Consider the following 22645-nt stretch of genomic DNA (forward strand, 5'->3'; position numbering starts at 1 on the left):
GAGAGCTTTATTTTAGCTTGTTTGCAGGTTCGGTCTGGGGACTTCACCCCATAATTATTCTGCAAGGTTGCCCTACAAAATCAATCGTTGTGCCTATGTTGCTCAGCTACTTTTCGAGAGTGTTCTTATATAGTACAGGCTAACTCGGTATAATCCACTTTGCTTTGAAAAAATCCTATCGATATCGCCGCAAAATATATCTTCTCCGCCTTTTGCGCCTTAAGATGTAGAATAACACATTGATGAATGCAAAGAGGAAAAGAGCTGCCGCTATCCATGAATAGTGACGCCTTTTGTTGGTGTTGTCGGATGTCCTGCTCCCGGAACCGGGGGTTATCATGTCGATTATAGCCTTTTTCCTTTCGATACCCCGTTCGGCAATCAGTTCGCTTTGCGCTATCACTTTACCATTAAGGCTGTAAGTGAGCTTGCCCACCACCTGCCCTTTGTAAACCGGGGCTTCCAGGTGCAGCTGGTTGTTTTCATCGGTATAGTACCATTCAATGTTTTGCTGTATCTTGGCCACATCTTCTTTTGCTATTACATCGCGGAATCCCTGAGCTGCCACGATGTTTAGAGCCCCCGAATCCTCAGAGGCGTGGTTGCTCACCTGGGTGGTGGCGACAACCTGGCCCTGCTTGAGTGGTTCATACATGGTGTAGTGTTCAAATCCGTATTCAAGTAGCTTTTTTGAGTCGATCCATTGACCGTTTCTGGTGCTTTTCAGCACCACAGCGATGAGATTCATGCCATCTTTTGCGGCAGAGGATACTAAACAATGGCCCGAATGCGAAGTATACCCGGTTTTAATGCCGGTGGCGTGTGGGTAGTAATATTCTTTACTACCTTTATCCAGCAATTTATTTTTATTGACCCAGTAACGAGTGGCTTTTTTGGTGGGGTCATTCTTATCGACTTCGTTCCAGTCAGGGTATTCCCTGTAGGTAATTTGTACGATTTCCCGGAAAACCTCGTGTTTCATTGCCTCTCTGGCGATTAAAGCAAGGTCGTATGCAGTGGTGTAGTGGTCTTTGTTGTGATAGCCGTGGGGATTGACAAAGTGGGAGTTTGTTGCCCCCAGCTCTGCGGCCCTTTTGTTCATGAGTTCGTAAAATTTATCCAGAGCCTGGTTGTATGGCATGTCAGGATCGCCCGATACAATACGACCTATATGGGCACCTATGGTGAGTGCGGCATCATTGCCCGAAGACACCAGAAGCCCCACCAGCAGGTCTTTCAGGGTTATCTGTTCGCCTATGTCAATGCAGGCCAGGCTGCTGTCTCTTGGAGCCAGATTGGCCTCGTTACCTACTGTGACTACTTCATCCAGGTTTCCGTTTTCTATTGCCAGCAAAGCTGTTAAGATTTTGGTTGTGCTTGCGGGATACAGCTTTTCATCCTTGTTCTTCTCATACAGCACCTTTCCGGTTTCCTGTTCGATGAGCACAGCTCCTTCGGCTTCAAGTTCTAATGTTGAGTCGGTTGAAAATTCTGCATTTTCTGTGAAATCAGTACTTCCATCCTGGTTTTGGGAGTTCTCGGGATTGAGCACAGTGGCTGATGATTGAATATGGAATGATAGTACAAATAATGCCGCGATCAAAGCTAAAAATCGTTTCATTGTAAAAACCCCTTACCTAGCAGTAATATTTTGCTTTTTTAGTATAACAGATTATCAGTGTGTTTGTACAGAAAAAAGTTGAAGAATGGTGAATTGGTTGCAAAAATGTGGTAAAATATTCTCAAAGTGAAGTGGACAAGATACGGACAATGCTTTAGACCAATTCTTTTTGTTAAATCTCCTCAAAGCAGAATGTACAAGTCCATATGCTTTTTGAATACGATTGACGGGGTGGGGGTGGATGACGTGCTTAACCTCGATGTCAATCAAAAGAAGATTTTACTTGTGGTGGCTACTATTATGGTTTTGTTGGCTGCGGGGTACATTTTTAGGGATGTATTTGCCAACGATAGTGAACCTGTGGCTGTGCGTGAGGGGCAAGAGCTTATGCTGGAGACCCGTTCGCGAAACGCCAGCCAAGATGTTTCAGGAGAAGCTGTTTCCGGAGAAGGTGCATCCGCACAATATGACGTTGGTGAGGACAAGCGATCCCTCAAAAAGATAAAGGTATACATCGTGGGCGCGGTAAGGTATCCAGGGGTTATAGAAGTGGAGGAGGGTAGCCGGCTGATAGATGTGCTTGAGCTGGCAGGCGGGGCTACAGAAGAGGCTGACCTAGAAAGGGTAAACCTAGCCCTCAGGGTGCAGGACGAAGGCATGTATAAAATTCCTAAAATAGGAGAAGAGTTGTCGGAACAAAACCCTACCGTTTCAGGTACTACATCGGAGCAGGGACAGCAGAAGGTAAACATCAATACCGCAGACGAGGCCACGCTGGATACCCTGCCGGGTATTGGCCCCAGCAAGGCAAAGAGGATTATAGAGTACCGGGAGCAGAACGGGCCGTTTAAATCCATAGAAGAGATCAAAAACGTATCGGGAATCGGTGATAAAACCTTTGAACAGCTCAAGGATTTGATTACAGTCAACTAATACTTGATTGTTGCTAGTGGGTCTTTAAGGCCTGCACCGGGAGGCTCCTTGCCCCGGCAAAATTGATTTTATATTTGGCATGTGGTACAATAAAATTTGTGCATAAAGGTTTTGAAAGGAAGGGACAGGGCTTATGCCGAAGAAGCTGTTGGTGGTGGATGATGAGCCTGCTATCGTAAAAGGGCTTAAGTTTAGTCTGGAACGGGATGGCTATCAGATTGACGCCGCATATGACGGCGAGGAAGCTATGAAGATGTTTGATGAAAATCAATATGACCTCGTTATCCTGGACGTGATGCTGCCCAAGCTGGATGGGTTGACGGTATTGCAAAGGATAAGGGAGAAATCATCGGTGCCTGTCATAATGCTGACGGCCAAAGGGGAGGATATGGACAAGATCCTGGGGCTGGAATACGGTGCCGATGACTATATAACAAAGCCGTTTAATATTCTGGAGTTGAAGGCCAGGATCAAGGCTGTCTTCAGGAGAACAAACGATACCAATAAAAACGACCAGCAGATTATTCGGGTTAAAAATATGACCATCAATTTGGCAAACCGCAGCGTGACCATAGATGGCAGGGAGGTCAACTTGACTGCAAAGGAATTTGATCTGCTTAAGCTCTTTGCCACCAATCCGGGTAAGGTATACACGCGCGAAAACCTGCTGGAGCTCATATGGAAGTATGAATACCTTGGTGATGTAAGGACGGTAGATGTTCACATACGCAGGCTGCGTGAAAAGATCGAAAAGAATCCCAGCCAGCCCGAGTTTATATTCACAAAATGGGGAGTGGGATACTATTTTGCTGACAAATAGGACTTTTTTTTTAAGCCTTCGATGGCAAATTGTAATCACGTATTTGATAATAATTTTGATCGGGTTCACCTTTATCGGCATATCGGTTTTGGATATTCTGGGAAAGTACATGATCGACAACAAGAAGAACGCCTTTAGGCTGTACGCTAACTGGGTTGCTCAGGCTGTTTCTTATGATTATGCCAGCGGCGATCCCGATATTCTTGCCAGCATAGTATATGACCTTCAGGCCCTGGGAGAGGAGATTTTCAACAAAGAGCTGGAAGCCACTCGAATACTTATACTGAATAAAAACGGGGTGGTGGACTACGATTCCTATAACATAGTGCATGGGCCTGACAGCCTTTTAAAGCAGAATTTGAGCCAGGTTTTTCCTGAAGTCAAGGCCGTGCTTGCAGGAGAGAGGGTAGAGCCCAAGGAATTGTATATAAGGCCCGAGGATTCGCATGATGCCAAGCTGGTGCTGTACACCTATGCCCCCATTCAGCATGAGAAACAAGGAATCATTGGTATGGTCATCATATCCACCTCGCTGTCCGGAATTGAGCGGATGCTGGCCGAGGTAAAAACCAGGGTGAGCACGTATTTAATCATTACCAGCGCTGTTATCATCATAGCCAGCTATATGATATCGGGATTTATCACACAGCCCATCAAAGAATTGACAGATGTTATCAAGAAGATGAGCCAAGGGCATCTGGATCAACGCGTAAAGGTACGGGGAAGCAAGGAACTCAGGCAACTGGGCGAGGCATTTAATATCATGAGCGAGAAGCTTGAAAACCTGGATAGAGCTCGTAATGAATTCGTTTCAAATGCCTCTCACGAGCTTAAGACGCCTTTAAGTGCCATTAAGGTATTGACAGAGTCGCTCATTCACATGGATGTCGATGACCCGTCTATTTATCGAGAATTTCTGGAAGATATAAATTCGGAAATAGATAGACTGAATGCAATTATAAATGACCTGCTGACGCTGGTGAAAATAGATACTGAAGCTGAAGAGTTAAAACAAGAGCCGGTGGATCTGGTAGAGCTGGTGCATAGCACCTTGAAAGGTTTACAAATTTTGGCACAAAAGAAAAATATAAGGCTGGAGACTTTTTATGACGACCGATTGATAGTATCTGGTGACGCGGTGAAGTTGCGGCAGGTGGTAAGCAACATAGTCGATAATGCCATTAAATACACCCCAGAAGGGGGCAGAGTGACTGTCGAGGTTTACAAAGGCGTTGAAAACGCTGTAGTAAAGGTAAGCGATACCGGTATCGGAATACCAGCCAAGGACCTGCCGCATATCTTTGACAGGTTTTTCAGGGTGGACAAGGCAAGGTCCAGAGCTACAGGTGGCACAGGTTTGGGGCTATCCATAGCCCAGAAGATCGTGTTGCAACACGGAGGAGATATACGAGTGGTGAGCGAGGAAGGAAAGGGCAGCACTTTTTATGTAGAACTGCCGCTTAAAGAGAAAAAACAATGATAAATTGTTGTTTTGTTAGAGTTATTTAAATTTTTTGTAAAAATAGTTTGCTATAATAAGAAAAGCAGTGAAGATAGAGAAGGGATATGAGAATGTGCAGTTTAAAGCGTTTATCAATATTGGCATTTATTTTAGCTATAACTATTATCTTAGCAGGGTGTAATACCATTTTTGACAGAATAATATTTTTTAACAGGAGAAACGATTTAGGGGACAAACAGCAGCAGAAGTATATAAACCCTGAGCCTCAAATCAGCGAGGTCAATGTGACTCTATACTTTAAACATTATCTGGTTGACTATCTGGTGCCTGAAAAAAGAGCGGTGCAAAAAGGGAGCCAGTCGTCGATTGAGTATGTGGTGGTATCCGAGCTGCTAAAAGGGCCTACGTTTGAACGGGTTGCTGTAATGCCCCCCAATGTCAAGGTGCTGGATGTTACACGCAACGGCGATACCGTCTTTGTAAACTTAAGCGAAGAGTTCAGGGGCGATATTGACCTTGCTGCGGTGCGCAAGGACAACGTGCCGGAGGAGCAAAAGGAAAATGTATTGGCTCAGATGAAGATGCTTTGCATCTATTCAATTGTAAACTCGCTTACCGAATTGGATGGCGTCAACAGGGTGAAGATACTGGTCAACAACCGGGTTCTCACGTATGAGGAAATGGGAGTTGAACTCATAGCCTCGCAGACGACGAATGTTGATAAGGACACTCCCGTTATGGCGCTTACGCGTAACAAAAATTTTATCTTAAGTCCTTCTGAAGCGGTAAGGCAGGTGTTTAATTCTCTTGTAGGAGAGCCGGATTGGGAAAGAATCGATGCTTTCCTGGCGCGAAAGAATGCCGATGGGAGCGAGCGCCCGCCTATAGAGGAGATACAAAAGGTATATTCAGCTTATGTTGCAGGTTTGGAGTTTGATAGCAACAATTTTATAATGAGCGAGGAGATTAAACCTGATGGGGAGGCTTTTGTTACGGTAACATATGCAATCAAGTATGCCAACGGAAAAAAGGAAAGCCGCGACAGCGATGTGTTGAGGGTGGTAAATGAAGAAGGGATTTGGAAGTTGAGGCTGCCGGGCTTTTTTACCAATGTTGAGTAACTGTGCTTTTGGATTTGTGGGGTGCTGAAAGTGAGGTTAACATCAAGTTAGCAATAATTTGATGTTTAACAGGAGGAAATGGTAAGGATTTAAAGCAAAAGGTCTGGCAGGTGCTTGTTGTAAATAAACAGCAGGTGAGGATGGTGATGCATTTGGTGGTCAATGGAGGATGGTCAACAGGCTGACGACAAAGGAGGGATCGCATGATGGATAGGTTTATTCGGGCCGTTGCTGTAACAGTTGTGTTTGCAGCTATAGCCGTGGTATTTGCCTCCTGTAGTGCAATGCCAAGAAGCCAGGTGCATGAAAAGATGGAAACACAGCAAAGTAGAGGAGAGGTGACTAAAAACGATTTTTTTAAAGGTTTAGGGGATATTGAGCAGGATGAAAATCTATATTCTATATTGGAAGATAGTGATGTCTATTCTGTTGATGCCGTGTTGTACTTTTACAATCCCGATACCAATAAGTTGGAGCCCGAGAAACGAACTATTAACTTTAAGAAAACAGACCAGATTTTGGAGGTGGTTATAAACCAATTTTTGCATGGGCCGAAAGTTAAAAAGCTGAAACATGTTGTATCTCCTAAGGTGACGTTACAGAAAGTGGAACGATATGGAAATGTGGTGGGCGTGTATCTGTCAAAGGAATTTTTGGAAAGTGAGGATATCGCTATTGCGAGGGCTGCACTGGTAAACACAATATTGGAGTCTCAGGAAGCCAAGTATGTGAAGATATATGTGGAAGGTCAGGAACTTACTAATAACGGGAAGGACGATGGACAGATTTTGGGGCTTCTAACAAAATATCCAAATGATGTGGAACAAATTAGATCACGAGAGCTGGAGCTCATTTCACAGGGTGAGGTCAAATATATCAAGAGGGAAATATATTTTCAGGATCGTGAGAGGAGATTTTTGGTTCCAGAAATAAGGGATATTCCCGTTAGCCAAGGAAAATACGTTGAAGCGATTGTGGGCGAATTGATAAAAGGGCCGGTCAACGGGAACGAGGGTCTGTATTCTACTATACCTAATGGGACTCAGCTTGTGGATGTTAAGTTTGTCGAGGATGCAGATTCATCAAAGGGAGTTGAGCTGTACTTTTCAAAAGAGTTTAAATTGTCCTTTAACAAGGAGGCTAACTCTGAAACCTTGATGGTGGGTTCACTGGTTTATAGTTTAACAGGTTTACCTGGGGTAGACTGGATAAGGATATATTATCAAGATGAAAATGGCGAATACGTGAATACCCCAGTGGTGTCCATGGGTTTAAACAGGAGGTTTGACAAGGATAGCTTGCCATTTCAGCTGGGTAAAAGGATCAAGATATATTTCAGCGATAAAGATGCTATGAACCTAGTCCCAGAGTATAGGGTTATAAGCAGGGATTCCAAAGATATAGCAAATGAGATATTGAATGAGCTGATTGAGGGGCCTTCACAGGAGGGACATATGGCGGTCATCCCGTCCAATATTTCAGTGGGTGATATTAAGGCGTATGTAAGCGGACAAACAGCCTTTGTAAATTTGCCCTCAAAGTTCAATGCCTCTCGCCTAGGAAGCACAGGCGAGATTATGGCATTGTACGCCATTGTAAATTCGCTCACTGATCCTGTTAATACCGACAACGTCAGGCAGATTCAATTTTTGGTGGACGGTAAGGTAACCCATGAGTTTGGGCATATGTCGCTGGCTGATCCATTTGTGCGAAATCCTGAGTTGATAAAGGAGTAGGAAGATACGCTCGTTAAATTTAATCGTGGAGCGATTCTTTAAATTTTAAGAATTTCAATCGTGGAAGCGACAAATAACGATAAATGAAAGGAGCCTTATAATGGTAAGGCTCCTGTGTTTTTAATCTTTTTTCTTCATCCTTCTCTGTTGCTTTAAAAATTTTTTAAACTGCTCTATTACGTACAGGTCTTCTTCGCTCATACGTTCGTCATCTTCGTCGTTTTCACTTTGGTGGTCATTTGATTTGACGTTGTTGTAGGGATTACGGATATTGGAGTACCCAAGAAGATAATCTATGGATACGCCAAAAACTTCGGCAATTTTTCCTATTATATCAATTCTGGGTTTCCGTTCACCATTTATATACCTGGAGATGGTAACTTCTGTTACCCCTATTCGTTCTGCTAATTCCCTTTGCGTCATATCCTTTTCATCCAGCAGTTCCTGAAGCCTTTTTATGAATATGTCCATCCGACTTACCCCTTTCTTAACCAAATATTATAATCCGCTTTGCTTTAGAACATAAAAAACTTACCAAAATTATAAAAATGTTATTGACATTAACCGTTTGGTATAGTAAAATACGATTAGCCAATTGGTTAAACAACAGTGGTGGCAACTGAGCGTGGAAATTTTGGCTGAAGTCGGTGGAGTTTTTTAAATTTATATGAGAAGTCTGGGCTGTAGGAGAGATGGAACTAGGTGGTTGTGGATAAGTATGTAGTACATCATCTCGTATAGTATAAACCACATTATGCGGCATTTCCAACATAGCATACAAACCTGGAAAGTTTGACAAAGAGTTGGACAAGATTGGTTTTAAGTGAGTTTTTATGGAAAGGTGAGATAGCTGTCAGGTTTGTGCAATGGTCAATAATGATTGGACTGTTAAAATTAAGTAGCAGGGAAAGAATGATTATAGCCATTAATAGTATTATATATTTGGCAGCATTAATGAGCAAAATAATTTTTAGTTTTGTTTAGTTTAAAGAGTTCTAATTTTGGCGTAATTGAATAAAATTAGTTATAGAATCTATGAAGTGTCTAAATTGTATTCCTATATTTGGAATAATTTTCAAAATAATATAGAGCTCAATTATTTAACCTTTATTCTTAATTCTTGTTCTGCAAAAATGGAAGTAAAATTGGTAAAGTTACGAAAAATTAAATATGGCATAGTTACTAAAGCTGTGATAAATTTCATCTATCAAAAATTCACCACAGGGGGTAGTAACTATGCCAACCACCATCGTAAATCATAATAACGAATTAATTGACTTTTTGCAAGATGTAAATTATGGAATGAGCAAAGCACAGTTTAATCACATTAATTACAATGGTGGAAAGCAGTATCCAAATGAAGGTAAAATATTTATATCTAAAATAGCAGAAAATTATTGTTACTGCTAAAGATGAGAGCTGCATTTATAGGTTTTTAAGTAAATCCCCTTGGGATGACGAACTGCTGAATTAGAAACTGCTTAAGTTTTCTTGAATATCATCTGGAGCACAATATTAAGCCAGGTGAAATTGGTTTTTTGGTTATTGATTGATAAACCAACTTAAAAGATGTAAAAACTAAAGCGATGGATGGATTAGATTTTCATTACTCTCATACTGAAGGCAAGATTTGCTGGTCTTATTGTATAGTGACTTCAAATTTTGTAGCTGGACCGTATGCTATGCCTTTACACTTCAAACCTTATTATAGGGAAGAGAAGTGTAGAGAACTGGGGGTTGCGGTTGAAAGCAAAGTAGATATTGCTAAAGGATTTATAAAAGAATTTCATGCTCCGTCAAATATTAAACGACTTTATGTTTTGACTGATAGCTGGTATACAAGTACCATTAATTGAAGAGGCTCTATGTAAGGGGTATCATGTTATTGGGTGCGTTAAACCTAATAAAACGATTTCTCCTTGTGAAGTCAAGATTAAGATTTCGCAGTTTATTAAGTACATTGAACCATACACCCTTGACCTTGTTACTGTTGAGGGTAAAGAGTACAGGGTATTATGAAGGTAAGGTTGGTATATTTGAGAATGCTGTACTGTTAATCTCCTATGAAGTTAAAGAGGACGGTTTTGAAGCACCTGTATGTATTCTTTCTACTGATATAGAGCTTGGTAGTGAGGCAATATTAAGATACTATGCAGTACGTTGGGTGATAGAGACCAGCTATCAGTATTTGAAGGAAAATTTAGGTTTTGAAGGGTATAAAGCAAGGAGTATTGTTTCTATTGAGCGATATATTTTACTTTGTTTTCTGGCCTATACTTTTTAGAATATTATAGGGTGAGGCAGAGACATTTAACTTTTAAGACAATAGGGGATACGATGCAGCATATGAAGAAAGGGGCTGTTAAAGGTTTTGTAGATTTTGTTTATTATCATACGAAGAATAATGTTGCTTTAGAGCATATTATGTGTCCGCTTAAAGCTAGTTGCTAATATTGAGGGGTATTATGCCAACGGAAGAAGATTATATAACCAATATGGGTAATTTAACTTTTAAATTTACAGAAAAGAAGTGCCTCGTGATTTTTATTGGGCCGTTTATATAGATATTTATATAATAATAAATAAAGAAAGGGTGAAAATAGTTTATGGCAATATCTTTAAACATAATGTCCAAGAACCATATACGAGGGGCAAAAAATCAGCGGATGTTGGCTAGATTGTATACAGAATGGAACCGAAATAAATATGTGTATATCATTCTTTTGCCAGTAGTAGCGTATTATATTATTTTTCATTATTTACCTATGTATGGTGTCATTATTGCATGGAAACGTTTTACTCCAATGGGTGGAATATGGGGTAGTGAATGGGTGGGATGGCGTAATTTTGAAAATTTTTTTAAAAGTTATTATTTTTTTAGATTGTTGCGTAATACATTTTTAATAAATCTATATGGATTAATATTTAGTTTTCCAGCGCCTATTATATTGGCTTTGTTGCTTAATGAGATAAAAGTTGGGTGGTTTAAGCGAACTGTCCAGACTATAAGCTATCTACCGCACTTTATATCTACGGTTGTTATATGCGGTATGTTGGTAAACTTTCTTGCGCCCGATGGGTTAATAAATACTGTATTAGCTGTGCTGGGTGTAGAACCTAAAGCATGGTTGAGAGTACCTGGAGCTTTTAGGATCATATATGTTAGTTCAGGTATATGGCAAGAAGTAGGATGGGGTTCTATCATTTACTTGGCAGCATTATCTAATATTGATCCACAATTATATGAAGCCGCAACTATAGATGGTGCTAATCGCTGGCAAAAGATGTGGCATATAACTATACCTGGAATAATACCTACTATAGTTATAATGTTTATATTGAGAATGGGTAGTATGTTAAGTGTTGGTGCTGAAAAGATTATATTGCTTTATAATCCCACTACTTATGAAGTAGCTGATGTCATATCTACCTTTGTTTATAGGCGTGGTCTTATGGAAAACGATTACAGTTTTAGTGCGGCGGTGGGATTGTTTAATTCTGTTGTCAACTTTATGTTTTTAATTATTGCTAATACTATAAGTCGCCGAGTAAGTGAAAGCAGCTTATGGTAGGTTTATAGTGAGGAGGAATGAAAGGTGTATTATAAGAAAAGCGTTGGTGAGATAATTTTCGATGTATTAAACTATTGTGCGATGATTCTTTTGGTTATAGCTACACTATATCCCTTTTGGTATGTGCTGGTTGCGTCTTTAAGTAACCCTACGGCTGTGGCTCAGCGAGGGGGATTAATGTTGTGGGTAGAAGGCTTTACTTTGGAAGCATATAGAACAGTAGCTCAAAATCCCAATGTATGGATTGGATATAAAAATACTATAATATATGTAGTAGGTGGTACAGTAGTTAACCTTTTTATGACTACTTTAGGAGCTTATGGTTTGTCACGGAGAAACCTTTATGGTAAAGGAGTTATAATGAAACTCATAGTTTTTACTATGTTTTTCAGCGGTGGATTGATTCCAACTTTTCTTCTTGTAAAAAGTTTAGGTATGGTAGATACGCGGTGGGCTATGATAATTCCGGGGGCTATAAGTACATATAATATGATAATAATGCGAACGGCATTCCAAGGAATACCGGTTAGTTTGGAAGAGTCGGCACGAATAGATGGGGCTAATGATTTTACTATAATGTGGCGTATCATAGTACCGCTTTCTTTGCCAGTAATGGCGGTCATGACATTATTTTATGCGGTGGGGCATTGGAATTCATTCTTCAATGCTTTGGTATACTTGAGAAGAAGGGAATTATTTCCTCTACAGCTCATATTGAGAGAGATTCTTATAACTCAGAGCCTTTATGAGATGATGACTAATGTGGTTACAGATAGAGAGCCGATAGGGGAGACTATAAAATATGCTACTATTATAGTATCTACTGTGCCAATACTTTGCTTGTATCCCTTTTTGCAGAAATACTTTGTTAAAGGGGTACTTATTGGTTCTTTGAAAGAATGAAATGTTTACAATTAGACTTTAAATTATAGAAAATTTTGTAAAGGGGGAGTTTTTCATGAGTAAACAAAGTATAAACAAGATTTTTGCAATGGTATTAGCTTTTATAACAGTAATAGGCATGTTAACTGCTTGTGGTCAAAAAGTGAAAGAAACTGAAAAAAATGGACTAACTGAAGAAAGCAGTTCAGGCAATGAAACAACAGTTGATAAGTCTTCTTCGCAGCCCGAGGAGTTGCAATTACCTATAGTTAAAGAACCTTTGGAACTGACAATGTGGGCTACGTTGAGGAAAGCAGCGACCACGATGAATGATTTTAATCAAAAGAGCTGTTTTCAAGAATTAGAGAGATTAACGGGGATTCGTATAAAATGGATACATCCACCAGTGGGGCAGGAACAAGAACAATTTAATTTAATGATAGCAAGTGGTGATTTACCGGATCTTATTTGGGGAGGATATTTTCGCAATATGGAAGAGGCTATCGCAGAGAAGCGGATAATTCCTTTAAATGACCTTATAGCTAAGTATGCACCTAATCTTACTAAGCTTCTGGAAAAATATCCTACTCTTAAGAAATCGATCATGACTGATAGTGGTCAAATATTTGGATTTCCATTTGTTCAAACTTTTCTACAAGCTGCAGGAACTGGACCTCAAGGAGGATTCCAAATTCGCAAAGATTGGTTGGATAAGCTTGGTTTACCTATACCAGAAACGTTGGATGATTGGAAAATGGTATTGAAAAGTTTTAAAGAAAATGATCCTAATGGTAATGGTAAACCAGACGAAATACCGTTTGGTAGTGATGGAAATGGAAGATTGATGGCGTTTCTTAGAGCTTTTGGTGTAACGAAGGATTTCTTTATGAAAGGTGGACCTACTGGAACTGTGTCATATGGGCCTATAGAACCGGCTTTCAAGGATGCTATAGCGTTTTTAAGGGATCTTTATGCTGAGGGACTTATAGACAAAGATTATCTAACTACTGATTTAACTTTGTTTGAGTCCAAACTGACTAATCATCTTATAGGTGCTACTTCGGGTAATATGTTTGGTAATTTAGGCAAATGGACTACTCTTATGCGAAATGATCCAGACTTTCTACTTTGGCCAGCTCCAAATCCTAAACGAGATGAAAACAGTATTCCTTATTTTGAGATGGGTAGGCTTCTAAGCATGCAAGCTGGAGTAGGTTTTATAACTACGGCTAATAAACATCCTATAGAATCTGTAAAGTGGTTTGATTTTGGATATTCAGAAGAAGGACAGTTACTTTTTAACTTTGGAAAAGAGGGTGTAAGTTATGAGATGGTTAATGGTTATCCCCAATATACCGACGAGGTATTGAATAATCCGGACGGTTTATCAATTACTGATGCATTAGCAAAACATTCTATGGCTAGTGATGAAGCTAATTTTGTACAAGATCCGCGTTATTATGAGCAAATAGTAGGAGCTACACCTGCTCAACGTCAGGCTGCGAGGACTTGGGGAATAGGGTTAGATCCAACTCTTGTTAATAATTTGTCTCTTCCACCTATTCAGTTAACTAGAGAAGAAGCCGAGCGTTCCGCTACTATTATGAATGATATAAATACTTACAGGGACGAAATGATAGATAAATTTATTACTGGTCAAGAGCCTCTAGAAAACTTTGATGCTTTTGTAAAACAGATCAAATCTATGGGTATAGAGGAGGCCATAAGGATAAGACAAGATGCAGTTGAGCGCTGGAAAAAGCGTGGTGGGATTGAGTTTGAGCCTGTTACTGAAGAGGCTAAACTGGATTATAGTAAGGCTAAACTTGTAACTAAAAAGGGCTACGATGATTTAGATTCGGATCTTAAGTAATTTGATTTGTAAAATACAAAAGGGGTCAACAGTTGCAAGTATAAGATAATTAGCATTTTAAGCAGGTCTTGAGGAAATTTTAACCTCAAGCCCTGCAATTTTTCTTTTCTTTGAGAATTAATTTATCTATCTAAATTTTGTGCAATCAGAACCTTGACAAATGATTAAATGAGGAAACTCAACTGTACATACTTAGGCTTTGATAATGCTTCTATAGGAAGTATTACTTATGAATTTCCCTAAGCTGGAGTATGCTTTCTTCGTCAATGTGAATCAGTAGCCTGTTTTTGTAACTGGCCAGGGAACCGCTCCATAGAGAGCATGTTAGCTGCTGAGCTCTCTAGGCCTAATATTTCATTGATATCATTGGGATAAATCACAACCCATAATAATGGAGACTAAGATAGTGAGTAATTTCTGGATAACTGTATAACGGGCTTCCTTCATTTTGAGAATAAAAGTTTCAAATGGTTTGAAAAAGCCGATATCAAAAGCGAACTGCAATATTGAAGCCAGCCACACCAAAATAGTTCCCTTATTGCAATTACTAGTTGAAAATATTATTCTATTCATAGGGTAATACCACTTTTCGATTAGTTTTTTGTGATAAGTAACTATTTCGACAAAGGTGGGTATTGTCCTGTATGTAATTATTGGAATATTAAATTTCAGGAAAATTTATATATTTCCCTTTAATTTGTTTGTATAAAACTTAGGAATGATACTATTATGCTGAACTATTTTTTATTTTTTCAGTTAGTTTTAAATATTTTCATCTCTGTTTCTGATCCCGGAGATAGAAGGTGACTAAAACTTTTTTTACCAATATGGGCTTAATTTTAAAGAGCATACTTAAGATGGGAGGATATCTCTATGTTAAAAGAAAGATATAGCGATGATACCTTGAGAGAACTCATTTTACCTTATTCCGATTTTCATCCTTTTCCCAGAGCTTGTGAGCGGGAGCAGTGGGAGGGATTACCTGAAGAATTGCGTAACAAATGGATACAAACAGGTGAGCAGTATCTCGATTTTACATGGTCTCCTTTACCGGCTACGAGGTTCATGGATTTTAAACGAAATGGTAATAGGAGCGAATTTGAAAAGCTTCATTTTAAGCGACGTCATGTGTTGGCTAGTTTGGTTTTAGCGGAGTGCATGGAAGGGAAAGGACGTTTTTTAGATCAAATAGTAAACGGCATATGGGCTATTTGCGAAGAGACTTTTTGGGGAGTATCTGCTCACAACATTGTATCAAAGTATCCTGGTGCTCCACTTCCCGATGTAAATGAACCTATCATAGACCTGTTTGCAGGGGAAACGGCAGGGCTATTGGCTTGGACATATTATTTATTGAAACCACAACTTGACGATATAACCCCTCTCATATGTAAGCGGATAGAATACGAAGTGAAAAGGCGTATCCTTGATCCATACCTTGAAAGAAATGATTTTTGGTGGATGGGGTTTATATCTGGGCGAAAGATTAATAATTGGAATCCGTGGTGTAATTCAAACTGTTTAACCGCGTTTTTGCTGGTAGAAAAAGATACAAACAGAAGAATACAGGCAGTAAAAAAAGCTTTGGAAAGCTTAGAAGCTTTTGTGGGTAGTTATCATGAAGATGGTGGATGTGATGAAGGCACCACATACTGGGGAAGAGCAGGCGCTTCTCTCGTTGATTGCCTTGAGCTTCTGTACTGGGCATCGGAAGGTAAAATTAATTTCTATGAGGAGCACCTAATAAAGCAAATAGGAAGATACATATATAGGGCTCATATACATGATGATTATTTTATCAATTTTGCTGACGGAGGGGCAAAGGTTAATATAGATGCTGCTTTAGTATATAGGTACGGTAAACGTATAGGTGATCAAAAATTAGTTGATATGGGTATAAGTGCTTATCATTTACAAATGAAGGAAAAATCTTCAGAAAGAGCTGTTCCTGGCTCTTTGCTACGGCAGCTGCCTGAAATATTTATTCATGAGGAGTTAATGAATAAAAAAGCTAGGCCGCCTTATGTGAGGGATGTATGGTTGGATGGCATTCAGGTGATGGCAGTCAGGGAGAAAGAAGGGGATTATAAAGGCTTTTATCTAGCTGCAAAGGGTGGTCATAATGGCGAAAGCCATAACCATAACGATGTAGGGCAGTTCATCGTCTATTATGACGGGATGCCATTGATAATTGATGTGGGCGTTGAAACATATACCGCCAAGACTTTTAGTAGTTCGAGGTATGAGATATGGACCATGCAATCTCAGTATCATAACCTTCCTACTGTAAACGGTGTATGCCAGCAAGCCGGGGAACAGTACCGTGCCAGAGATGTTGGTTATTATGCCACTGAAAACATGGCTGAGCTTTCGATGGATATAGCCCCGGCTTATCCCGCTGATGCGGGTATTAAAAAGTGGTTCAGGCGGTGTGCCTTACATAGGGAAGATCAATCGTATGTAGAGATTTGTGATGAATTTGAATTACGGGAAAAAACGGATGATATCTTTTTTAGCCTTATGATAGCTTGTGCCCATTCAATTGACAATGAAAAGGGGATAATCTCTTTAAATCTCAATGGCAAAAGTATATTAATTGAATTTGATAAAAGCCTCTATTCATGCGAAAGCGAATATATTTCCATTACTGATGAAAAGCTGTTGTATGTATGGGGAGACCATATTTACAGGTTGGTGTTTAGGGCAAAACAACCGTTGGCTACAGGGATATGGAAAATAAAAATTAAAGAATTTAGGATGTGATGGTTTACGAAAGGAGTACTGTAGCTGCGGGTATAGGCAAAGGTTGGCATAAAAGGGAGTGTGTCAAGTAGCTTTTGATGTATAAGTAGTAACGTTAATAGGGTGAGCCGGGCCTATTTCATAATTCACTTGACATACACTTTGGGTACAAGGCTTTTTTAGAGAAATTGGGAGAGTGCGAGGGGCAGTAATCCCTTTCAATGAATTGAAAGGGATTACTGCCCCTCGCTTTTGTGTTTACATTCTTTTTTTCATGTGATACCATGATAGCATGGAAAAGAAGTTTGAGAATCAACAGGAATGGCTATCTACAACATTAATGGTATGGTGTTACTAAACCGAAGTGCGGGGGTAAGCACATTGTGTACGCCCGATTAAGGATGCTCCTCGATTTATTGAGGGGAGGACGTTACATGATTTATCAGAAGTTGAGGTGGATAAGACTTGTCTATAAGGAATAAATTGATATACTCTATTATTCTATTTGTCATACTGCCTATGTTCTTTATACCGATTATAGTATATGATGTTTATGAAAGTATTTTGGAAAGTAAAATAAATGCTTCTACGCAGCAAACTTTGTCTCAGTTAGCTAGTAATATAAGTGCGGTTATAGATAATCTCATAGCAGCATCTAATATGTTGAGTTTAGATAAAGAGTTAATTGATATATTAAAAAAAGAAGATTATGTAAGTGAATGGGAAGAGTTTTATGAAAAATCGAAAATAATAGATAAATTAGCTAATGCCAAAAATTCAGTACTGTATCCGTATGATACAGACATAATAATATTTGATCTGAAAGGTAATAATATTTATTCATCAACTGTGTATGGATTTAATAAAAAGTATGATGATATAAAGAATCAATATTGGTTCAAAAAAACAATAAATATGAATGGGTATATGTTTTGGATGAGTCCACTTGGGAGGTATATAGATATAAATAATTTTTGTAAAAACAATATAGCCATGGCTCGTCTTATAAAAGGAGATAAGAGTTTAGGTGGTTATGGGGTATTACTAATAAGTTTATATCCCCAGTCGAAATTAGTTTCTATGTTCAAAACTGTAAATTTACCTGAGGGGACACGTCTTTTCCTGGTAGATGAGAAAGGAACTATTATCTTAACTGATAATTTATCTATGATAGGCCATAGTTTAGGTGAAAGTTATCTTACAAATATAGAGTCTAGTTATAGTGGCTCATTAACGATGAATATAAATGGAGAAAAAATGGTTATTAATTACCATACAATACCTAAAGTTAATTGGAAAGTTATACAAGTCACCCCTTATGATGCATTAATGAAAGAAGTTGGCCAACTATGGAGTTATAATATTTTAATAAACAGTTTGTTTGTAACTATTTTAATGATAATATCTATACTATTATCTACTGCTATAACTCGTCCATTGCATAGATTAAGTTTATTAATGAAAGAGATTTCAAAAGGTAATTTTAATATAGAAGCTCCTGTAAATGGAAATGATGAGGTTTCGCAATTAAGTAAGACTTTTAATATTATGGTAAAAGAAATAGACAGACTTATAAAACAATTGGAAGAAGAGCATAAAATGAGAGAAAGAATGTATTTTGAAACGCTCCAAATGCAAATAAATCCTCATTTTCTATTCAATGCATTGAATGGAATAAAATGGATGGCAATTATAAAGGGAGAGAATGAAATAGGCAGGATGATAACGGCCTTAGGTAAGTTGTTAGAAACTACGCTGAGTAAGAATGGAGAAATAATACCATTATTAGAAGAAATACAATGTATAGATAGTTATGTTTTACTCCAGAAAATGCGCTATGGAGACAAGTTTGATATAAGGTATAATATTGATGAAACTATATTATCATATAAGGTTCCTCGTTTAATATTACAGCCTTTAGTTGAAAATGCTATAATACATGGTTTTGAAGATATGGAATCACGTGGTGTGATAACTATAAATGGTTATAAACAATCAAATTTATTGTTTATAGAAGTGGTAGATAATGGTAAGGGTATGTCGTCTGAAAAAATAGATCAAATATTAAAGGGATTGCAGAAGAATAATAAGTTTAATAACAATATAGGCTTGAAGAACGTTAATGATCGTATAAAATTATATTTTGGAGTTGATTATGGTTTAGTAATACACAGTGAAGAAGGGAAAGGTACTGTTATACAAATATGTTTACCTTTATCACAGAAAGGGGATCATCAGTAAAATGCTAAAATTATTAATAGTGGAAGATGAGTTATTGGTTAGAAAAGGACTTATAACTGCTATTGATTGGAATAATTTTGGATTTGAAATAATTGGTGATGCTGCAGATGGACAAGAGGCATTGGATATAGCTACAAAAATGCATCCTGACATAGTGCTAACTGATGTACGTATGCCCAAGATGGACGGAATAGAATTAATAAAAGTTTTAAGAAATGAGTTTCCTTCAACTAAAGTTGTTGTTTTGAGCTGCTATGATGATTTTGAATATGTTAAAGAAGCTATGAGGTTAGGAGCTGTAGACTATATATTAAAACTTTCTATGCAACTGGATGACCTTATAAAAGTAATGGAAAATGTAAAAAAAATGATAGAAGAAGAAAAGATTGAGCATTATAAGTCCATGAAATTATACTGGCAGTTTAATACAAATATGTATGAGTTACGCAGTAAATTTTTTAATGATATTATAAATGGATTTGCATTGCCTATGACGTGGTGGTCAGAAACATTTTCTCTTTTAAATTTACGCTTAGAAAGTGCTCCCTATATAGTAGTGTGTATGCGTGTGGATGATTATGGTAATGTACGTCAACAAAATATCATGGGAGATGAAGGGTTATTAAGATTTTCTATATTAAACATTGCTGATGAGATTATAGATAATAATAAAATGAATGCAGATATATTTCATCGAAAAGATGATGAATTTGGTATAATATTTAGCTTAAATAATTGTGATATTACTAATGAAATAGAAAATTTATGTAAGGAACTGTTGCAAGCTTTTAAATTGTATCTTAATATCTCAGTATCATTTGGAATAAGTGAAATATTTGAGTCTTTAACTGACTTGAGGGGAAATTATATGTATGCTCTTCAAGCAGTTAATTTTAGATGGTATAGTGGTAAAGGTAGTATAAATTATTATTACAATGTACCTACCTCGTATACTAGTGCTTGTAGATGACAAATCAATTAGCCTTTAGGCCATTTATTTTACCAGTTATTAACTGGTAATTAACTCACCATATCTTACTCCCATTCATAGCTAGCTGCAAGCTTTTGAATGGCACCTCAACCATAACCTATATATTCACCTATCACAAATGGTGGTATATGGCGCCGTCTCCCATAGGCGGCAAAAAAACTCTTTACTTTTGGGATAACCTGTAGCATGATTATCTGGTAAAGATATCTGGGACAGGCTTTGCCTCCCTTGCAGCTCGACTGCTTAAGTTAGTGTGGTCCCTACACCAGGTTTGCCGTTTCTAACTCGAATTCTGCTTTGTCGTAGTACAGGTTCTCGGCAGCAGGAGACTAAAGCCTGTATTGCTAAGAGCTAATACCGCGAGGCTGTTATATAACCTGGTTGCTAGGGTTATCCCAAATATCCTTTACCTTGTCACTCCCCCCAGAAAGGAGGTGTTAAATGTGAATAAGCTCTTTGTAGGCCTTGACCTCAGCCTTAAGGATTACAAGGTATCTATCATCGACCAGAATGGGGTTGAAGTCGTCAAACCTTTCTCAGTCACCAATGACCAAAATGGAGCTGATATCCTTATAGATACCATACTCAGGTGCTGTAAGGCTTTAGCTGTTGATACCCTGTTCATCGGCCTTGAATCCACTTCAGTGTATGGCTGGCATATACAGCATCTATTGGCTGATTCCCCTCAGCTTAAGCCTTATCACCCTCACATTATTTGCTTTAACCCCAAACTCATAGAAAACTTCAAAAAGTCCCTGGGCAATCTCCCTAAAAATGATTGGGTGGATGCCAACACCATCGCAGAAAGACTTCGTTTCGGTAGGCTACCCAAGTCGTGCCCTGTGGATTTTAGATACCTTGCTCTCCAAAGGCTTACTCGCTACAGGTATCACCTTGTGGAAAACCTGGCTCGGGAAAAATCCTACTACCTGAGCAATCTGTTTCTTAAATTCAGTGCTATATGCCAGGACAAGGTTTTCTCTAACAACTTCGGGGCCTCCGCTACAGAACTGTTCCATGAGTTTCTTACCGTAGAGGATATTGCGACTCGATCGCTTGATGAACTCATTGATTTTATAATGGAACATGGCAAAAAGCATTTTGAATGTCCACAGGCCACCGCTAAAGCCTTAAAAGAGACAGCTGCAAAATCTTACAGGCTTAACGCTTCTGTGGATAACTCACTAAGCTTTGTGCTCAAATCCTGCCTTGAAAATATAAAGGCTCTGGAAAAGCAAATCAAAGCTGTGGATAAAGCCATCGAAAAGGAGCTGCCCCTTTTTAAAAACGAGTTTCTGTGCTTAACTTCAGTCAAAGGTATTGGTCCCGTCCTGGCTGCTGGCCTTATATCTGAAATAGGGGGCATTTCTCGCTTCGAGAACGATAACGCTTTGGCCAAATTCTCAGGTCTGTATTGGTCTGAATACCAGTCTGGAGACTTTACTGCTGATGATACTTTTATCAGAAAGACTGGGAACCACTACCTCAGATACTACTTCATACAGGCCGCAGAACAGCTCAGGAAGTATTTACCCGAATTTGCTGACTATTACTCTCGCAAGTATAACGAAAGCAAGACCCATCATCATAAGAGGGCTTTAGTGCTTACAGCCCGTAAGGCGGTAAGGTTAGTCTTCGCTCTGCTGCGCGATGAAAAACTTTACAATCCATCCGCCAGGAAAGGAGATATTAGCATAAGCTAAAACCGATTTCCTAATTTACATTTATGTTAATTATTACCATCTCCTTTGGATGATGGTTAGCTTTGTTATGCCCTTTTTTAGGTTTAAATCGCTAAAAAATTTTCAACTTTTTTTGAATCCCCCCTTGACATATTACCGAATTACTATATTGATAGGTGTTACTATACTAAAGAATATGAAATGAGAATAAGAGATAATTTAATTATGGGATTGATAGATGATGCTAAAAATATGGTCATGCAAATATTAGAATTTATAGCTATGGATAAAATTTTATCGCCTTATAACGCGTTTAAAGAATGTGTTGAGATTGTTTATACTTTTGCCAATGTTGTTAAACAATACGGTGGTAATTTAAATGACATCAAAGATGAAAAGCAAAATGTTCTTTACGATACCATTAATTATTGTGAGACATTAGAGGACATGAAAAATTGGTTTAACAAGTTTATGATATATTACGCTAAATATTTAAATAAACTCAAAAATCAACAATATAGAAGAGAGATAAGTAAAGCAATTGATTATATAAATATTCATTACATGAAAGACATTAAACTTTCTGATCTAGCTAAATATGTAGGAATGGATAGTGCATATTTTAGTTTTCTTTTTAAAAAAGAAACGGGCAACAATTTAACAGATTATATAAATAGAGTACGTATTGAAAAAGCTAAGGAATATCTTAGCTTTTCGGATATAAATATATACGAAGTTGCAGAAAAGGTCGGTTATGCTAATGTTAGTTATTTCAGCAAAGTATTTAAACAATTGGTTGGCATGAGTCCAACAAAATTCAAAAATATTTTAAAAAATTCAAAAAATACTTCAAAAGGAAATAATAATATCGCCAACCAAGGAAGTGATGGAATGTCGAAAGGTAAAAAATATTTCTAATATTACGAAAAGAAATTTATTTACATGACGAATTTATAAGATAAAATAATA

General features: G+C 38.2%; 18 protein-coding genes. 16 read left to right on the forward strand and 2 right to left on the reverse strand.

What is annotated here, in order from left to right; genetic code table 11:
• Positions 1 to 175 precede the first annotated feature (175 nt).
• Positions 176 to 1621, reverse strand: coding sequence for a D-alanyl-D-alanine carboxypeptidase family protein (locus KVG29_RS04725; protein WP_252226971.1), 1446 nt, complete (start codon positions 1619 to 1621; stop codon positions 176 to 178).
• A gap of 213 nt (positions 1622 to 1834) precedes the next feature.
• On the opposite strand from KVG29_RS04725, the gene KVG29_RS04730 reads away from it, so the two are divergent.
• The 5 genes from KVG29_RS04730 to KVG29_RS04750 all read left to right on the forward strand — a co-directional run bounded on the left by KVG29_RS04730 (position 1835) and on the right by KVG29_RS04750 (position 7693).
• Positions 1835 to 2554: a helix-hairpin-helix domain-containing protein gene (locus KVG29_RS04730; RefSeq protein ID WP_252226973.1), complete on the forward strand. Its 720-nt coding sequence runs from the start codon at positions 1835 to 1837 to the stop codon at positions 2552 to 2554.
• A gap of 133 nt (positions 2555 to 2687) precedes the next feature.
• Entirely contained in the window at positions 2688 to 3374 is a 687-nt protein-coding gene (locus KVG29_RS04735; protein ID WP_252226975.1) for a response regulator transcription factor, read from the forward strand.
• 55 nt (positions 3375 to 3429) lie between these two features.
• Positions 3430 to 4854, forward strand: coding sequence for a sensor histidine kinase (locus tag KVG29_RS04740; protein WP_252226976.1), 1425 nt, complete (start codon positions 3430 to 3432; stop codon positions 4852 to 4854).
• Between the two features lie 119 nt (positions 4855 to 4973).
• Positions 4974 to 5957 carry a GerMN domain-containing protein gene (locus KVG29_RS04745; protein ID WP_252226978.1) on the forward strand — a complete coding sequence of 328 codons (984 nt, stop codon included), beginning with the start codon at positions 4974 to 4976 and terminating at the stop codon, positions 5955 to 5957.
• A gap of 206 nt (positions 5958 to 6163) precedes the next feature.
• Positions 6164 to 7693, forward strand: a complete 1530-nt coding sequence (locus KVG29_RS04750) for a GerMN domain-containing protein (RefSeq protein ID WP_252226980.1) — start codon at positions 6164 to 6166, stop codon at positions 7691 to 7693.
• A gap of 120 nt (positions 7694 to 7813) precedes the next feature.
• On the opposite strand, the gene KVG29_RS04755 is transcribed toward KVG29_RS04750, so the two are convergent.
• Entirely contained in the window at positions 7814 to 8164 is a 351-nt protein-coding gene (locus KVG29_RS04755) for a helix-turn-helix domain-containing protein (protein ID WP_252226982.1), read from the reverse strand.
• Positions 8165 to 8929: 765 nt separating this feature from the next.
• Here KVG29_RS04755 and KVG29_RS04760 point away from each other — a divergent pair.
• The 11 genes from KVG29_RS04760 (at position 8930) to KVG29_RS04810 (ending at position 22594) form a co-directional block, all read left to right on the forward strand.
• Positions 8930 to 9103 (forward strand): hypothetical protein, encoded by a 174-nt coding sequence (locus KVG29_RS04760; RefSeq protein WP_252226988.1) that lies wholly within the window; start codon positions 8930 to 8932, stop codon positions 9101 to 9103.
• Between the two features lie 176 nt (positions 9104 to 9279).
• Positions 9280 to 9549 (forward strand): hypothetical protein, encoded by a 270-nt coding sequence (locus KVG29_RS04765; RefSeq protein ID WP_252226990.1) that lies wholly within the window; start codon positions 9280 to 9282, stop codon positions 9547 to 9549.
• A 125-nt stretch (positions 9550 to 9674) separates the two neighbouring features.
• Positions 9675 to 9977, forward strand: a complete 303-nt coding sequence (locus KVG29_RS04770; RefSeq protein WP_252226997.1) for a transposase — start codon at positions 9675 to 9677, stop codon at positions 9975 to 9977.
• Between the two features lie 382 nt (positions 9978 to 10359).
• On the forward strand, positions 10360 to 11265 hold the full coding sequence (locus KVG29_RS04775) for an ABC transporter permease (RefSeq protein ID WP_252226998.1): 906 nt from the start codon (positions 10360 to 10362) through the stop codon (positions 11263 to 11265).
• A 24-nt stretch (positions 11266 to 11289) separates the two neighbouring features.
• Complete coding sequence (locus tag KVG29_RS04780; protein ID WP_252227000.1) at positions 11290 to 12168, forward strand: carbohydrate ABC transporter permease; 879 nt, start codon at positions 11290 to 11292, stop codon at positions 12166 to 12168.
• A gap of 55 nt (positions 12169 to 12223) precedes the next feature.
• Positions 12224 to 14020 carry an extracellular solute-binding protein gene (locus KVG29_RS04785; RefSeq protein ID WP_252227002.1) on the forward strand — a complete coding sequence of 599 codons (1797 nt, stop codon included), beginning with the start codon at positions 12224 to 12226 and terminating at the stop codon, positions 14018 to 14020.
• An 873-nt stretch (positions 14021 to 14893) separates the two neighbouring features.
• Complete coding sequence (locus tag KVG29_RS04790) at positions 14894 to 16783, forward strand: heparinase II/III domain-containing protein (protein WP_252227004.1); 1890 nt, start codon at positions 14894 to 14896, stop codon at positions 16781 to 16783.
• Positions 16784 to 17227: 444 nt separating this feature from the next.
• Positions 17228 to 19003, forward strand: coding sequence for a sensor histidine kinase (locus KVG29_RS04795; RefSeq protein WP_252227006.1), 1776 nt, complete (start codon positions 17228 to 17230; stop codon positions 19001 to 19003).
• Positions 19004 to 19022: 19 nt separating this feature from the next.
• Positions 19023 to 19973 (forward strand): response regulator, encoded by a 951-nt coding sequence (locus tag KVG29_RS04800; RefSeq protein WP_252227007.1) that lies wholly within the window; start codon positions 19023 to 19025, stop codon positions 19971 to 19973.
• Between the two features lie 464 nt (positions 19974 to 20437).
• Positions 20438 to 21697 (forward strand): IS110 family RNA-guided transposase, encoded by a 1260-nt coding sequence (locus KVG29_RS04805; RefSeq protein WP_252227009.1) that lies wholly within the window; start codon positions 20438 to 20440, stop codon positions 21695 to 21697.
• Between the two features lie 180 nt (positions 21698 to 21877).
• A complete protein-coding gene (locus KVG29_RS04810; RefSeq protein WP_252227011.1) occupies positions 21878 to 22594 on the forward strand; it encodes a helix-turn-helix transcriptional regulator in 717 nt (238 codons plus the stop codon).
• Positions 22595 to 22645: the final 51 nt, after the last annotated feature.

This window comes from Caldicoprobacter algeriensis (genome assembly GCF_023838525.1).
Classification (GTDB): domain Bacteria; phylum Bacillota; class Clostridia; order Caldicoprobacterales; family Caldicoprobacteraceae; genus Caldicoprobacter; species Caldicoprobacter algeriensis.